Annotated in this window: 12 protein-coding genes and 1 pseudogene; 4 read left to right on the top strand and 9 right to left on the bottom strand. The window is 60.7% G+C overall.

Annotation, left to right across the window (positions count from 1 at the left end; translation table 11 throughout):
- A pseudogene (locus Q2T52_RS13510) lies at window positions 1-134 on the top strand (IS110 family transposase); the annotation flags it as partial.
- On the opposite strand, the gene Q2T52_RS13505 reads toward Q2T52_RS13510, so the two are convergent.
- Window positions 135-512, bottom strand: coding sequence for a winged helix-turn-helix transcriptional regulator (locus Q2T52_RS13505; protein ID WP_302077259.1), 378 nt, complete (start codon window positions 510-512; stop codon window positions 135-137).
- Between the two features lie 105 nt (window positions 513-617).
- Here Q2T52_RS13505 and Q2T52_RS13500 point away from each other — a divergent pair, with 105 nt between their 5' ends.
- Entirely contained in the window at window positions 618-1631 is a 1014-nt protein-coding gene (locus tag Q2T52_RS13500) for a zinc-binding alcohol dehydrogenase family protein (protein ID WP_302077257.1), read from the top strand.
- Window positions 1632-1654: 23 nt separating this feature from the next.
- Here Q2T52_RS13500 and Q2T52_RS13495 read toward each other — a convergent pair whose 3' ends face one another.
- A complete protein-coding gene (locus Q2T52_RS13495) occupies window positions 1655-1879 on the bottom strand; it encodes a hypothetical protein (RefSeq protein WP_302077256.1) in 225 nt (74 codons plus the stop codon).
- A 143-nt stretch (window positions 1880-2022) separates the two neighbouring features.
- On the opposite strand from Q2T52_RS13495, the gene Q2T52_RS13490 reads away from it, so the two are divergent.
- Window positions 2023-2748 (top strand): helix-turn-helix transcriptional regulator, encoded by a 726-nt coding sequence (locus Q2T52_RS13490; protein ID WP_302077255.1) that lies wholly within the window; start codon window positions 2023-2025, stop codon window positions 2746-2748.
- Window positions 2749-2996: 248 nt separating this feature from the next.
- Complete coding sequence (locus Q2T52_RS13485) at window positions 2997-4139, top strand: polysaccharide biosynthesis/export family protein (protein ID WP_367187310.1); 1143 nt, start codon at window positions 2997-2999, stop codon at window positions 4137-4139.
- 5 nt (window positions 4140-4144) lie between these two features.
- Here Q2T52_RS13485 and Q2T52_RS13480 read toward each other — a convergent pair whose 3' ends face one another.
- The 7 genes from Q2T52_RS13480 to tssG are packed head-to-tail and all read right to left on the bottom strand — an operon-like array spanning window position 4145 to window position 15004.
- Window positions 4145-5077, bottom strand: a complete 933-nt coding sequence (locus Q2T52_RS13480) for a serine/threonine-protein kinase (RefSeq protein ID WP_302077253.1) — start codon at window positions 5075-5077, stop codon at window positions 4145-4147.
- Window positions 5049-6464 (bottom strand): type VI secretion system-associated protein TagF, encoded by a 1416-nt coding sequence (gene tagF, locus Q2T52_RS13475; protein ID WP_302077251.1) that lies wholly within the window; start codon window positions 6462-6464, stop codon window positions 5049-5051. Before tagF ends, Q2T52_RS13480 begins: the two co-directional genes overlap by 29 nt.
- A 2-nt stretch (window positions 6465-6466) precedes the next feature.
- Window positions 6467-9958 (bottom strand): type VI secretion system membrane subunit TssM, encoded by a 3492-nt coding sequence (tssM, locus tag Q2T52_RS13470; RefSeq protein ID WP_302077250.1) that lies wholly within the window; start codon window positions 9956-9958, stop codon window positions 6467-6469.
- On the bottom strand, window positions 9955-11481 hold the full coding sequence (gene tssL / locus Q2T52_RS13465; RefSeq protein ID WP_302077249.1) for a type VI secretion system protein TssL, long form: 1527 nt from the start codon (window positions 11479-11481) through the stop codon (window positions 9955-9957). The genes tssM and tssL overlap by 4 nt, the downstream gene beginning before the upstream one ends.
- Window positions 11478-12818, bottom strand: coding sequence for a type VI secretion system baseplate subunit TssK (gene tssK / locus Q2T52_RS13460; RefSeq protein ID WP_302077248.1), 1341 nt, complete (start codon window positions 12816-12818; stop codon window positions 11478-11480). Before tssK ends, tssL begins: the two co-directional genes overlap by 4 nt.
- Window positions 12808-13992 carry an FHA domain-containing protein gene (locus Q2T52_RS13455; RefSeq protein ID WP_302077247.1) on the bottom strand — a complete coding sequence of 395 codons (1185 nt, stop codon included), beginning with the start codon at window positions 13990-13992 and terminating at the stop codon, window positions 12808-12810. The genes tssK and Q2T52_RS13455 overlap by 11 nt, the downstream gene beginning before the upstream one ends.
- The gene (gene tssG / locus Q2T52_RS13450; RefSeq protein ID WP_436799533.1) at window positions 13982-15004 is read right to left on the bottom strand and encodes a type VI secretion system baseplate subunit TssG; all 1023 of its coding nucleotides are present in this window, start codon (window positions 15002-15004) and stop codon (window positions 13982-13984) included. The genes Q2T52_RS13455 and tssG overlap by 11 nt, the downstream gene beginning before the upstream one ends.
- Window position 15005: the final 1 nt, after the last annotated feature.

Below are 15005 nucleotides of genomic sequence, written 5' to 3'. Positions count from 1 at the left end.
AGGTCAAATACGACCAGCTCAAAGCCGCCGGAAAACCACCGAAGGTCGCCATCACCGCAATCATGCGAAAGCTCATTGTGCTCGCAAACGCACTGTTGAAAAACAACCGGAAATGGACCCCAAAACACGCTTGATCAAAACGGATACTCTAGCGCGTCTTTGGGCACGGGCTTGCCGTAAAGGCCGAGGTTCGCATCCCCCCAGGCTTTCAGCGCCAGGAGTATTGGCTCCATGCTACGCCCCAACGGGGATAGCGTGTATTCCACCTTCGGCGGCACCTGAGCGTAGACCTTGCGCTCGATCAGTCCATCTTCTTCCAGTTCCCGCAATTGATTAGTCAGCATGCGCGGCGTCACGTTCTGCACGTGGCGGCGGATCTCGTTGAAGCGTAAGGTACCGTCAAGCAGGTGAAACAGGATCACCGATTTCCATTTCCCATCGATGAGGCCGATTGCCGCTTCGACCGCGCAGCCGGGGCTGCAGTCAAACCGCGAGTGGCGTACCTTTGCCATAACGCTATCCTTTTTGATAGTATATGCAGTTTTTGTGCATATTGCGAAAATGATTATGTAGAGCCACTTCTGGCGCATATCAATTGCCAAGAAGGAGCAAGAGACATGAAAGCCGTCGCCTATCAAACAGCGGGATCCATCGACCGTGCAGATGCGCTCGTCGACATTGAGCTGCCACGTCCGATCCCGGCCCCTAGAGATCTTCTGGTTCAGGTCGCCGCCATTTCCGTCAATCCGGTCGACACCAAGATCCGAAAGAATGTGTCGGCAGAGCCGGGCCAATGGAAGGTGCTGGGATGGGATGCCGTGGGAACCGTGATCGAGACTGGCTCCGATGTCACAAGTTTCAAAGCGGGTGATGAGGTGTTCTATGCGGGTTCGCTCGTCCGCCCGGGTGCGAACTCACAATTGCATCTGGTCGATGAGCGCATCGTCGGCCATAAACCGGCGTCGCTCTCCAATGCAGAGAGCGCGGCACTGCCACTGACCGCGATCACAGCCTACGAGATGCTGTTTGATCGGCTTGATGTCCTCAAGCCCGTGCCGGGTGCCGCCAATGCCATCGTCATTATCGGCGGGGCCGGCGGCGTCGGTTCCATTGCCATCCAGCTTGCTCGCGCACTGACGGACCTCACCGTCATTGCGACAGCCTCACGTCCGGAAACACAGGCCTGGGCCAAGGAACTGGGCGCCCACCACGTGATCGATCACTCAAGGCCGATTGCGGAGCAGGTTCAGGCGCTTGGGCTGGGAGACCCGGCTTTCGTCTTTTCGACCACCGAGACGCATCGCCATTTGCACGAGATTATCCAGCTTATTTCGCCACAAGGGCGCTTCGGATTGATCGATGATCCAGAAAGCCTTGATGCCGTTGGCTTCAAGCGCAAGGCGGTTTCGTTGCACTGGGAGCTGATGTTTACGCGCTCCCTTTATCAGACCGCGGACATGGCCGAGCAGGGCAGGCTTTTGAACGAGATTTCCAACCTCATTGATGCCGGTCGCATCAAGACGACTGTGACGGAAACGTTGTCTCCCATCAATGCGGAGAACTTGAGAAAGGCGCATGGGATTATCGAAAGCGGCAAGGCCAAAGGCAAGGTCGTGCTGGAAGGGTTCTAGCCGATCTGCCTGATCTGCGAGCCTCAAGGGCGAAATTCTGCCTCGGGCGCGACCCCGTCGGCAGACACCTTCTTCGCGATGAGGTGATAAACACCGGCCCAGAAACACGCGCCCTCCGCATCGCCCGCGCGCTCTGCAACGAGCGCGCGGGTAAGCGCCTCTGATCCGGCAAGCTCGCCGAAGGTCGAACACAAGATTTTGCACGCCTTCGGAGCCAGAGAGGACTCCAAAGTCCGCTGGTCCTTCATGGCATCCAGCTCCACCCGATAATTTACAAAAATTAATCTAAGCCGGATTTGCGCTGTGTCATTCCCCTCATATGAGGGGGATGCCCTTGTACATTCATTGCTGAATGAACTAAGTCTATCAACGGTTGCTGTGGGGGCATGAAATGACGGAATCGACCGAGGAAAACTCGTTGTTCGAGAAGGCGTTCGCCGCTATCGAGGGCAGTGAGGATGTAGAAGCTGCTTTGCTCCGGTTCCGAGACCTTTATGCGGTCAGTCACGTCACCTACCATCTCGCTCAAACCATTGCCGACAAGGTCGATGCACCCTTCGTGCGTACGACCTATTCGCCTGAATGGGTTTCGCGTTACCTTTTAAAGGGTTACGTCCAGGCAGATCCCATCGCAAAGCGCGGGTTTCAAAGCACGCTGCCGTTTGACTGGGCAGAGGTGGAGGTGACACCTGAAGCGGCACAGCTTCTGATGGATGCTATCAGTCACGGACTTGGCCCGAGCGGCTATTCGATTCCTGTGATTGATCGCGCAAATCGCCGCGCTCTTCTTTCCATCAATGATGCAAGGCAGGCGGATTGGCCAGAATTCCTGAAGCGTCATCGGGGCGATTGGCTGGAACTGTCCCACCGTATCCACAAGCTGGCCCTTCGCGAGCTTTATGGAGAAAATGACCCGGTTCCAAATCTTGGCCCGCGCGAACTTGAATGTCTTTCCTGGGCCGCTCAAGGGAAGGATTACAAGACGATCGCCCTCATTCTGGCTATCTCCGAACACACGGCACGCGACTATCTGAAATCGGCACGATACAAGCTAGGCTGCGCCAATATTCCGCAGGCTATTTCCAAGGCGATCAAGCTACGGCTAATCGATCCCTAATCGCTCGTTCGTGTCTGTCGATCGCGGATTGTCGAAACATCGCCTCTGATAACGTCGGCTACGCCGAGGGCCAGGGTGTGCAGAAGTGATTGGCAGCGGATCAACGAGTTATATCCGCTGCGAATAGTTGCCTATCCGCCACAACTTTTCATATTATCAGAAACTCCTGTAGCAGTCATGAAACTGATATTGTCTCAGAGGTTAACGGTGCTATCTCTCCTGCCGTCAAATCATTCTGGGGGTGAACGATGCGGAAGCTTGGTCCAGTCTTTGTCGCTGCATTACTGGTGGCATGCGCAAGACCATCCGATGGACCATCACCATCCAGTTTCTACAATGCGAAAGATCCGGTGACGGGTCGGGATGTCCCGGTCATCCGTCTTTCACAGGCACCGATCAGCCAGATCACCCAGGCGCAACCCACCTATTCGCCCACAGATGCAGGACTTTCCATCTTCCGGTCGCGGGGCTACAACGATGTGCGCCTGCGGCGCGGCGATGTGATCGAGGTCACGATCTTCGATACGGGTGAGGAGGGTCTGTTCTCCTCGGCCAACAGCAAGACACTCAATCTCGGCCGTTTCACGGTAGATTCGAGCGGCAATGTGACCTTGCCGTTTGTCGGCAAGCAGCGTGTGCTTGATTCGTCACCCGAGGCGCTGCAAAGCCGGATTGTCGCCGGCCTGAAAGGATCGGCGGTCAATCCGCAAGCCGTGGTCACGGTTGTCGATCGCCCCGGCAACGGCTTCACCGTTGGCGGGCTTGTGCGCTCGCCGGGCCGCTTCGCCTTGTCGGCCCGCAAGGAGCGGGTGGTCGATGCGATTGCCATGGCTGGCGGCGCCTCCGCCGCACCCGGCAGCACCACTGTCACCCTGACCCGAGGCCAGCAGAAGGCCAGCGCGCCGCTTGAACGGGTTCTGAAGGAAGATCCGCAGAACGTCTATCTTCTGCCGGACGATCAGCTTTTCCTCGAAGATAGCGCTCCCAGCTTCACTGCCATGGGTGCCTTCAAGAGCACCGGCGAATTCAAGTTCGAGCCGGGGCGCCTGACGCTTGCCCAGGCGATCGGTCGAGCCGGCGGCCTGATTGATGACCGCGCCGATGCAAGCCAAGTCTATGTGCTGCGCAGTCAGACAACCTATTCTCCCGTGATTACGAGTGGCGGAAAACTTCTTCCGACAACGAGCGCGGTTTCGGTGAAGCCGGTGATTTATCGGGCGGATCTGAAGGACGTGTCCAACCTGGCTTTGATGCAGCAGTTCAAGATGATGAACGGTGACATGATCTTTGCCGGCAATTCGGGACTGGTCGATTTCGGCAAGCTGTTTACGATCTATCAAAAGGTACCGCCGACCGCGGCGGCACCGCTTCCGTCTGCTCCCGGCCAATAGGCCCCTTATCTCTGAGGTAAGTTCGCAAGGATGGTCAGGCATTCCTCCGCGCTTTGAGGGCGAAGATCAGGGTTCGGCTGTGTCAGAGTATCAGCCAGCTTCAACAACGGTTCCTTGAGCAGGCCGAGGTTATCGCCGCAGCTGCTCAGCAGATATGACAGTACGTGCCCGGTGCTATAGAGATCCGATCGGGCATCGGCGGCCTGAACCTCGACAAGCTCAGGAGCCGCGAAGTCCATGGTGGCGGCAAAGCGCAGATCGTAATCCGTCAGTGCGTGGCCTCGCAGACGGCAGAGGCAGAAGTCCGCGAGCTTCCACGGGCTGGCGCCATCTTCCCCTTTGAGAATATTGGCAGGCGAAATATCGCCGTGCGCCAACCCTTTCTGATGCAGGTAAGACAGCCCCTGCAAGACGCAGCTCAAGATCTTCACGATGTCCTCAGCCAGCAGCGGAGCCTCGGCCATTCGAGCCGCGACGGAGGGCCCGCAATATTCCATGAGCAGGGCGGGGCGGCCGTCAGGCAATCGCAGTAGCGTGTGGCCTCGGACGATACAGGGGTGGTTGAGGGACAGGAGCGTGCGCGCTTCGTGGAGGAGCATCGCAGTTGCCACCGGATCGTTTGCGCGGTCGCGACGAAGCTGTTTGAGTGCGTGGCGCGTGCCGAGGTCGCGATGCCGCAGAAGCAGAACCTCCGATAGCTCGCTTTGCGCCAGAACGCTTTCGCAGGCAAATGTATTGGCAATGAACTTCGACACTGGAGCGCTATTGTCGATCTGACCGCTCGCCCGGTCCAATGCATTGCGGACCTGGTCCAGCATCGTCCGTCGCAACTCCGCTTGCCCTCCGTCGGTTGCCGGGTCGAGCAATTGCCACAACGCCGCAAAGCGCAAGGCCAGCTCGCGCTGCCGGTCAGTATGTGTCTCGTTCGCTTCGGACATGGATGCTCAGAACCGTCATGTTGTCGCGGCAGTCGGCAATCAGGCCGTTTTCGATGAGGCTGCCGGGCAGAGCTGCGGGCTGTTCCGCCAACATGATTTCCGCAATGGCGCGTTCGGGGAGGGCGCGCAGTAGCGGTGCAGTGCAAAGCAGGAACCGGTCCTCCGGCTCAAGATCGTCCATCACCCATTCCGGGCTGAAGGACGGCGTTAGACCGACCGCACGTGACAGAGACCGCTTCATGCCGACCCTGACATGGTCGCGGGTAAGGCAGCGCAACATGCCGTCTCGCAGCAGATAACAGCGCGCATCGCCTGCCCACAAGGTGGCAAAGGTATGTCCGGCAAAAAGCAGAGCAATCACACTGGCACTTTCAGAGGCACCATCCTGCTCGCTTCTCACGCGTGACTGAAGCAGGCTGTTGGCACGCCCAAGCTTTCCCTTTGCCTCCTGCAGCCGCGCCTCCAATCCATCCTCCATCACGGCCTGACCCAGCAGATGGACGGCAAGCTTGGCAGCTTCTGCGGCGGCGGGCGCATCGCCCACGCCGTCAGCCACCGCAAAGAGACCTGTTGCTTTGGATGCCAGCAATGCATCGGCATTCAGCTTGTCGCGCGTACCGGCGTGTGTGGCAAAGGCGTGGGTCCATGTCAGAGCGGGCTTGGCGGGAAGAGGCGGAACCATCGCTGGCTTGGCGGCGGCGGGGCTTGCGACCGTCGCGGATAATGTGTGTTGTTGCGGTGTTTCCGCGACACCATGCTCCGCGGCCGCGCCAATAAGGGTCATGAGATCGGCGGGTCGCGGCGCTCCGACATTGCGGAAACCGCGCACATGGCGCGTTCCTGGTTGCACCGTCCACCAGAGCGTTTCCGGCACCTGTCGTTGCGTCGGGCGAGCACCGGGTTCCGATGGGTCCACCGGACGCGGTTTTCGGAGCCTCTGCAAATTGCCGGTGAATTCATCAAGCGGCATGTCGCGGCGGATGCATCCTTCGGCGATCGCTTCGACGGCCGTGAACCAGGTTTCATCCTTGTAAAGCTGATGGGGGTGCTCCCGGAAATCGGCAATCTGCGCAATGATCACGAGCGGAAAGTTCCGCCCGACCCGGTCACAGCTTGGCAATACGGCACCCGCCAGAGCGCCTGCACTCCACAGTCCGGGTTCGATGATGAAGCGCCAGGGAGGCATATCCTTGAAACTGGCTTCCCACCGCTCTCCCAGCTGTTCACGCGCCTCCTTCAGACCCGCTTGCAGCCAGTCCTGCACCTGCCGCTCCAGATCCGCCGCAAGCCCCCAGCTGACGAAGTCGCCATGGCTTGGCAGCTTGCCGAAGAATCCGATTTGCTTGGTGTCTGCCGTCGGTGGGGATTTGAGGGCGCGATCCTGCATCGTCAGAACTGCCTTGGGCAGGAGAAGCGGCTGAGCGCCTCCAGCCGGAATGGGTTCAAGACTGAGCCGAACTGCACATCGAACTCCGCCGTCTCGCCGCCGCGTTCGAAGCTCGCACGAAACAGATCGTTCTTGTCGCCCTGGCGGATCTTGGCGTTGTCGAACAGCCTGAAGGGGGACCAGTCACCGGTCGTGGTCAGTGCCTGCTGCCAGCCTCCCGGTTGGAAGGCGAGCCGCGAACTGTTGCTGGTCTGTGTCGGCGGCCAGGTGATCGACTTCGACAGCACGGGTCCATGGAAATAGACCAGCTTTTCACCGGCCAGTTCAAGCATCACGGCGTTAGCGGAGTCGCTGAGCGAAACCGGCGTAATATTGATCGACACCTTGGCCTGCTTGGCGCCATTGGGGAAGAAGGCGCGGGTTATCTGATCCGCCTTTTCGAACTGCGCCACGGCTTCGCTCGGGATGCTCGGCGCGCCGAATGTGCCCTTCCATCCCCAGGGAGAGGCATTGGTGTCCACGAACGGCTCCAGCTTTTCCTTGAAGAAGGTTCTCATCAATCCGTCCGGGCCGAAGAGACGGACGAAGTCACTCATGGCCACATCCGTTGCGGCCTCGCGGTCGAACGGATAGCGGTTGCTGACCACGCTTGAGCAATAGTTGGCCGCGTCGGCAGCCCAGGCATCATTGATGCGGGCCCTTGCAGACCTCACCGCCAAGGAACCGATGTCGGCGGCAACGCCGGCCATCCAGGTATCGAGCGGCGCCGGCATCTGCCGGGCCTGCTGGAGCAGATCCTGATTGGCACTCGTCAGCTGGCTGTCGACGTCGAAGACCTTGGCAATGGCTGCCGAGGAGGTGGACGCACGCGAAAGCTGTTCACGCAGCTTCTGCAGGCTTCCGATCAGCTGCTTCAGAGGCGGCATTTGCCTCTCCGCCGCCTGCGGGTTTGCAGGCGAGATGGCGGCCGTCTGGTTCGGCTGAAGCAATTCGCGCAGCTTCGCATAGGGATCAGGCAGGGTGCTGAGGTCCGCGGTGACCAGCGCGTTTGGTCTGCTCGTCGCCAGCGTTACCGTCGCATCCTCCGCTGACGGCCGCAGGTCCGTCGCACTTGCGACGGATCGCACCAGACCTTCAACCGGATTGGGGTCGGCGGACAGGATGCGCATGGTTTCCGCCGCCTCGGCAATCGTTTGCGAAGGCCTGACGCGAAGGTCGGTCAGGATCGTCTGCCAGCGGCGCTCGAACTCGGTCAGGTAAAGTTGCAGCGCCGCCTGGCTGACCTGGCTGACGGTCGTCTCCGCCGGATTGGCCACCCCCCGCACCCATTCTTCCGCAATGGCCTCGCGGGCTGCATCGTCCAGCTTGGCAGAGACAATCTTTCGAAAGCCGTCCGAGGTAAAGACACCCGGCACGCCATCCCGCAAGGGTGCGCCGGTTGCGCGCCGGAAGGCCTGTTCGCCCAAAGGACCAAGCGCGCTACTGGGTGTCCATGACGGTATCAGCCTCGCCTCGGGATAGTTTTGGAGGATCTCGAAGGCGCGGGTGGCAACGCCGATATCTCGGATCTTCGCTCGCGTCTCGATCATCAAACGGTTGTCGAGTTCGATCGGTGGGATGACGCCGCGCGTCATCGCAACGGTATGACGAACAAGGGCGTTGCGGGCTGCCGAACGCGCATCGCCCGGCAGAAGCGACGCGAACATGTCCTCTGCCTGCTGGCCCGCAAAGTCCGGGTTCATGGTGCCGATGCCGCCGAGCATCCCGTAGAATTTCAAGGCGTTGAAGGTCTTCTGCGGGTCTTGCACCGTCTCCATCTGCTTTTGCAGCTGCACCATCAGGCGCGGAAGCAGCAATGCGTTCAGCGCCCGCTGGTAGGCGTCGCGTTGGCGTCCTTCCACCTTGCCCTGTTGGTCGAGCCCAAAGCTGACCGGCCATTTGCGGGTCTGGTCGAAGTCCGTCGAAATGGCAGCGAGGTTATCGAGCGCGGGAAGAATGCGCAGAAAATCGGTATCGCTGACCTTCTGCACCGGAATGCCGCGAACCTGCTGCTCATAGGCATCGAGCCGCCGCTCGGCGTTGGCCAGAGCCTGTGCGTTCTGGAAATAGGTGGCGATCCAGCTGACGAGAACAAAGACGACGACGAGACTGGCGAGAGCATAGGTGCTGCGCCGCAGGATCAACTGCCGCCGGGTGAGACGCTTGTCGCGGACGACGAGCGACGCCTCCTCGAAGATGACCTCCTTGAACAGGCGGGTCAGGAAATAGCTACGACGGGGGCGGGGAACAGACGCATCGGCCTCGATGACATCTGTCTGCGTTCCTGAGGCAAAGTAGAGGCCGCGCACGAGGGGCGGCTCCATCAGCTTGTTTCCGGCACAGAGTTCAGTCACGATCTCCGTCAGGCTTTCCTTCAGAGCCGCCAGCTGTGCGGGGAAACGGAAAATGCGGCCGCGGATTTCCGAGTTCGGTTCCTGCTGAAGGCGCTCCAGCAGCATCGCACCCACCCGCTCCTGCAAAAGGGTGAATTCTTCCGCAAAACGTTCCGGCAGTGTGGCGGCCTTGTCGCTCTCGTCAAGGCCGAAGGTCATCCCCCAGACCTGCTCCCGGTCGCTCTTGTTGAAGCCGTCGAAGAATTCGACGAAGCCCGTCAGCAGGTCCGCCTTGGTCAGGACGAGATAGACCGGCACGCGCACCTGCAACAGCTGGTCGAGTTCCGCCAGCCGCTGCCGGATGATGCGCACTTCTTCCCGCTGCGCTTCCGGATCGCGGCTGAGGAGATCGCCGATCGAGAGCGTGATCAGCGCGCCGTTGATCGGCTGAGAGCGGCGATACTTGCGCAACAGACCGAGAAAGCCTTCCCAACCGGCCTTGGCCGCGCCGTTCAGGTCATCCTGTGTCGTATAGCGTCCGGCGGTATCGATCAGGATGGCTTCATCCGTGAACCACCAATTGCAGTTTCGTGTGCCGCCAATGCCTTGCACGGCATTGCCGCCGAGGGCGTCGCCCAAAGGAAAGCTTAGACCCGAATTGGTGAGCGCGGTCGTCTTGCCGGAGCCCGGTGCGCCAAAGATGACATACCATGGCAGTTCGTACATGTAGCCGAACCGCTTGCGCGTGACGCGGCGCAGCAGGTGCAGGGCGTCCTTCAGCCTGGCGTGAATTTCGCTGACTTCCGCCTTCTGGCTGGCGGCAGCCTGATCCTGTGCGCTTTGCTCGAGCCCTTCCACCAGCGCTTCCTCGCGCTTGCGGCTGCGGATCACGACAAAGATGAGATAGCCGATCCATGCAAGAATGATCGCCGCGATCACCATCATTCGCGTGCTGGCCGGGGCGAGCGGCTTGTATTGGCCGAAGGCCAGAAGATAGCCGTAGAACCAGATGACGACACACAGTGCGACGACCCAGATCACCGAAATGAAGCGGCGCCCGATCAGGCCGGCATAGGCTTCGACATAGGAGCGGAGAGAATAGAAAAGACTAAGCGGATTCATCGTGATGCACCCGGATTGTCAGAGGTCGCAGGCTTTTCTTCAGAACGGACGGCAGGGGCGGTGATGCCGGCATCGTTGAGGCGCTGCTTGGGATCTGTCAGCACGAGGATCTCGGTCCTTCGGTTCTTCTCGCGACCTTCCGGCGTATCGTTCCGCGCGATCGGATCGCTGTCGGCGCGGCCTTCCGTCAGGATGGCGTCCTGCCCGGTATAGGCGGTGAGAATGTCCCCGACCGCTTTGGCACGCGCCTCCGAAAGGTGCCAGTTCGAGGGGAACTGCACCGTCCGGATCGGGGTATTATCGGTATAGCCGACGACCACGGCGCGGAACTGCTCGTTGGCCAGCGCGCCGCCGATCCGTTCCAGCAGGCCGCGAAACTGGTCCTTCACCTCGGCGCTGCCGACTTCGAAAAGTCCTGAGTTGTTGATGCGGATCCTGAGGCGGCCATTGGCGTCGGAGAGCGAGACCAGGTTCTTCTCCACCTCCGGCTGGAGGAAGGCGAGGAAGTTCTGCAATGGCGTCGGCTTTGGTGGTTCGACCGGTGGCGTTTCAGGGACCCGATCGGGCTTCTTGACGGTCTCGACCGGTGCGGTTTGGGGGACCGGCGGTATCGTCAGTTCGACACTGGGTGACTGGTTTGGCGGGAGGCTCGCAAGACGGCTGAAGGTACCATCCGAAATGCCGTTCAGCGAGAAGGTGAAGAACAGGTAGCCGAGGGCGAAGATCAACGCGAGGATGGATAGGACCGTCCACAGGGCAGCGGCGGTCTTCAGCGGCTTGTGGCGTGCCGACACGCCTTTCCAATGGGGTGAAAGCTCCCGCTCGAAAATGCCGTATTGGGCGAGAAGCGTCTTGTAGAGGCTGTCGCGGATGCGCCCCAGCTCCAGCGTTCCGCGCGGCGAGACCCTCATGCGTCCCTCGAAGGCGAGGGACAGGCAGAGATAGATCAGCAGCAGGATGTCTTTGGCCGAGCCGGGTGTCTGGTGAAAGTGATCCAAGAGGTCGAAGACGCGTTCGCCGCCGGTGACATCCATGTGGAAGGTGGAGACAAGACCGGAACGCGCCCAGCCGGCGGAGACGCCCCAGGGCTTGCTCAACACAACATCATCCAGTGTGGCACAGACGATATAATGCGCCGCGCGGGCGCGTTCCGGGCTGATCCGGGCGGCGCTTAAATCGCGCTCATAGCGATTGACGGCGGTCACCGCGACCCGTCGCAATTCCTCGATATCGGGCTGTGCCTGCGTGTGGCGAATGGCATGGGAAAGATTGAGCAGAGGCGCTGCGGAGCGCACCAGCGTCGGTACCTCCTGACCGCCGAAGTGAAAATCCCGCACCAGCTTTTCCGTCGACCAGCCCGAGGAGGCGTCCTGTGCGGCATTGCGGTCGCCTTCTCCGGGCGGCGCGATGATGTCGTCCAGAAGATCCGAGATCTGGCTCGCCGTCCGGCGCTTGTTCACGCCATTCTCGTTGAGCTCAACAATGGTGGGCAGGTTCTGCCAGGATGATGCGTCGTTGCTCATTCTCTCAAGGCCCACAGTTCCATCTCAAGACCGCGGAAATCGCCGGAAAGATGCAGAGCGATGGCGCCCGAGGTGTCGAGTTGCTTCCACAAGGGGTTCTGCGTATCGAGTTCGAAATAGATGGTACCGGACCGGTAGGGCAGCTGCCGCGGCAAAACAGGCAGGGGCCGGACCGGAATGCCGGGCAGCGCGACATTGACGAGTTCGGCGATACGCTCCACCGGCCCGACCTTGATCTGGGCCGGAAGCTTTCGGCGGATTTCCTCCGCCGGCATATCGGCGCGGATGGCGAGAACGAAGCCCGCATCCTTGAGCAGCGTGCGGTCGTGGATCGTGCCGACCCGCACACCGTGGCGGCGCTCCGCCAGTTCGATCGCGACAGCCGACTGCTCCAGAACCGCGGAGAGCGAAGCCCTGAGGTCGTCGAACACGGCTGCAAAGGTCGCCTTCAAATCGTCATGACGATAGGGCGGAAAATCGGTCGCGCGTTTCCGCTCGGTGGTAAAGGTCGCCAACTCGCCAGCCAGCTGAAGGCATAGTTCATAAAAGCTGATCGGGTGGATGCGCGTCGCGTTGGCCACCAGATGTTTCAGTAGCGGATCGGCCCGATTAAGGATCTGCAGCAGGAAGTAGTCGCCCACTTCCGCCGTACCCCGGATGGTGGGGTCGCCAATCCGGTCCGCGATGGCTTCCGCCCGGTGCCGGACGATACCGAGCAGCTCCTTGGCCAACTCCTCCAGCCGGCTTTCGGCTGCGCAATTCAGGCTTGGGGCAATGTAGTCAGGGTCGAGAATGACCGCCTTGTCGGAGCGGACCTCGATCACGCGCGCCAGCCCGATCAGATCGAAACCCGCCAGTTCATCCCCGGTCTTGAGATAACGCAGATTGAGGCGGCCGACCTCGATTGGCGCCATAAAATCTGTCTCGACATTGGCGTCCGGCGCCTCATAGGGAGAGGCCACGTGGCGCACCTGATGGAGCGCTGCGCCACCATTCAAAGCAACGTCCGCGCGTCCCGGCTGGCGCGTCGGCAGGGCCAGATAGACGACTGCGTTCTTGATCGATTCATCAAGGTCCAGCGGCGGTGGAAGGTCGCAGTCAACAGGCGCCTCGAACGGCGTTCCATCCGGCAGGATGCCCCTGAGGGTGGTGACCGCGAAGCGCCCGATGGCTAGTGCACTTCGGTCTATGACCATTTCGGAAATGCCCCAGGGGTAGGGCGAAAGCGTGCGCAGCGTCGTGCCCACCAGCCTTTCGGTCCAGCGGTCCGCCTGCTGAAAGTGCTGGACCCGGAGGAACATTCCCTCGCTCCAGGCCACGCGGTTCTCATACCTCATTCAGCTTGTTTCCTTCTTCAAGGTCATCTGCTCTTGGCCCTGTCGCATCCGTCCGCTTGCTGCTGCTACCACTCACCAAGAGATTGGCGACCGATAGCCTTCGTCCGTTTTGGTCGAACTGGGCGCGATAGGCCCGCCAGTAGGCCGCTTCGCGCAGCCAGGCGATGTGCTTCTTCTGGGCGGCGTCAACGCGCGCCTCAATTATCGTCGGATCGAATGTCCTGGCGCTGTTGTGAATGAGTCCCTCCAGCGCCGCATTCATCTGGCGCTGCTTCGAGAGAAGAGACGCGACACGGTCGGTGGGGGACTGCGCGCCGGCTCGCTGAGAAAACGGATCGTCTCCCGTCGAATTGAGCTTCACGCCCAACAGTTCAGCGCCCTGTTCCAGGGCAAGCTCCAGCTGGTGAAGCAGCCGCTCCGTCTCTCTGGATAAGCCGCCTATGCTTGCGTCCGGTGCGATGTCTTCCTCGAAAGGCAGAGGAGCGTCCTTCGGGGAGAGGTTTGGGGCCTCTGTTCTGGTGGCGGAACCGACATGCACGGAAACGCGGGTGGCCGTACTGTGTTCAAGACTATGGGCAAGCTGGATATCGGCTTCGCCGTACCAGTCATCCGGAATGACCTTGCTGATGGTTTCTGGTGTCGGTGGTCCGTTCCAGCCGATCTGGACGTTACGCGACGACAGGGGGCTCGTCCTCGATTTGACGCTGAAGGCGAGCGGATCATCCGCTTCACGCGGTCCGGCAACGCCTGTCGCGACATGGCCCGCAGGAACGATATCGGCCAGGATTGAGGATATGGTGAGCGTCTCATTGCTGATGGCAAGGCTGTCGTCGGCATCGGGCTCCTCGAAGGCCGCAGCGCCACTGATTCTCACGTCGAAGCTCAGGCTGCCCAGTTGCACCTGACTGTCGTTGCGCAGCGTGACGGTCGCGCCATCCCGCAGCAGCTTGCCATCCACGAGCGAACCGTTCGAGCTTCGGTCTTCCAGAATAAAGGCATTGCCCTTGCGCTCGATGATGCAGTGAAGCTTGGAGATCGACCGCTGGTCCTGCGGCAGCCGCCAGTCGCAATCGTCGGCACGACCGATTGTCCGGCGGCCACGCTCCAGCATCCATCGGGTAGCAGGCGGCCGCGACAGTGAACTGCCTGCGGAAGGCAACAGTTCAAGACGCATGCGTCACCTCCCGGTCTTGCCGCTCCACGGTCGCTGCCTGAATCACCGCATCACCGCTATCGGCTGCGGCCGGTGCCGTCCGCGCCCAACTGTTCCAACCAAGCCTCGGCGGGTCGCCGGCCCTGCCCAGCTGGCAAACGGGAATATCTTCCTTGCGAAGGATGACCTGGATATCGAAGTCCAGTGCTGCGCCCACATAAAGCCGGGTCAGCGCGGTGATTTCCTTCATCGAAGCGCTATCGGGGGAAAGCCGCATGTAGTCGCCGTAGGCAACCGGTCCGATCACGATCCGGAAGCTTCCCGTCAGATCCTTCAACTTGTCGCCGGCAGTGGCGTTGACACCCAGCTGAAGTCCCCGCGGCTGCCCGATCCGACTTTTCTCTGCCGCGGGCATGCTGAGCCACCTCGGACGAAATTGCTGGATCTCGACCGGTGCTCCGGTGACCTCCTGAAGCATGGCGCGAAGGCCGCTGGCGTGGCGGTTCCGGCTGGAAAAATAGCCGGAAAATCGCAAGGTCAGATCCGGTGTGATGCCCGCCCGGTCCACCAGCCGTCGCGTTCCGAGGCCCCCAAGCGAAAACAATGCGCGCAGGAACCCGTTGTCTCGGTGGCTGCCTTGCCAACGCAGCCACCGGGCCAGGCGATATTTCTCGGTGGCGTCTGCAAACAGCTCGCTGATCCTGCCATTGAAAACATCGAAGAACGCCGCAAGCGAGCGCGAGCGCTGCCGCTCCTCGCGCATGATCAGTTCATTGTAAGATTGTGGAAGCGACCCTACCGGACCCGTGAGGTTGGCGAACAGGCTGCGTATTTTGGCGCGCTTGCCGGATCTGATATAGCCGCTGACAGCAACCGCGACTGGTGCGACGCCGATGGGGGCGACGATGTCGAGCGTTGAAGGGTCTGCAGACTGCGCGATGCGCAGCGCTGTCGTCGGCTCGAAACGGCCCGGATCGCTTTCGAGAAGATCGAGTAGCGCGTCGGATTGTTGATGTGAGGAGCGAAGATCCAAT

Origin of the sequence: Rhizobium oryzicola (assembly GCF_030504645.1) — a bacterium.
In the GTDB taxonomy this organism is placed as follows: Bacteria; Pseudomonadota; Alphaproteobacteria; order Rhizobiales; family Rhizobiaceae; genus Neorhizobium; species Neorhizobium oryzicola.
Note: the sequence above shows the minus strand (reverse complement) of the source record. Positions and strands in the feature narration are given on the sequence as shown.

Coding starts and splice junctions, on each gene's coding strand:
- Q2T52_RS13505 (WP_302077259.1), bottom strand. CDS start 512: ATGGCAAAGGTACGCCACTCGCGGTTTGACTGCAGCCCCGGCTGCGCG.
- Q2T52_RS13500 (WP_302077257.1), top strand. CDS start 618: ATGAAAGCCGTCGCCTATCAAACAGCGGGATCCATCGACCGTGCAGAT.
- Q2T52_RS13495 (WP_302077256.1), bottom strand. CDS start 1,879: ATGAAGGACCAGCGGACTTTGGAGTCCTCTCTGGCTCCGAAGGCGTGC.
- Q2T52_RS13490 (WP_302077255.1), top strand. CDS start 2,023: ATGACGGAATCGACCGAGGAAAACTCGTTGTTCGAGAAGGCGTTCGCC.
- Q2T52_RS13485 (WP_367187310.1), top strand. CDS start 2,997: ATGCGGAAGCTTGGTCCAGTCTTTGTCGCTGCATTACTGGTGGCATGC.
- Q2T52_RS13480 (WP_302077253.1), bottom strand. CDS start 5,077: ATGTCCGAAGCGAACGAGACACATACTGACCGGCAGCGCGAGCTGGCC.
- tagF (WP_302077251.1), bottom strand. CDS start 6,464: ATGCAGGATCGCGCCCTCAAATCCCCACCGACGGCAGACACCAAGCAA.
- tssM (WP_302077250.1), bottom strand. CDS start 9,958: ATGAATCCGCTTAGTCTTTTCTATTCTCTCCGCTCCTATGTCGAAGCC.
- tssL (WP_302077249.1), bottom strand. CDS start 11,481: ATGAGCAACGACGCATCATCCTGGCAGAACCTGCCCACCATTGTTGAG.
- tssK (WP_302077248.1), bottom strand. CDS start 12,818: ATGAGGTATGAGAACCGCGTGGCCTGGAGCGAGGGAATGTTCCTCCGG.
- Q2T52_RS13455 (WP_302077247.1), bottom strand. CDS start 13,992: ATGCGTCTTGAACTGTTGCCTTCCGCAGGCAGTTCACTGTCGCGGCCG.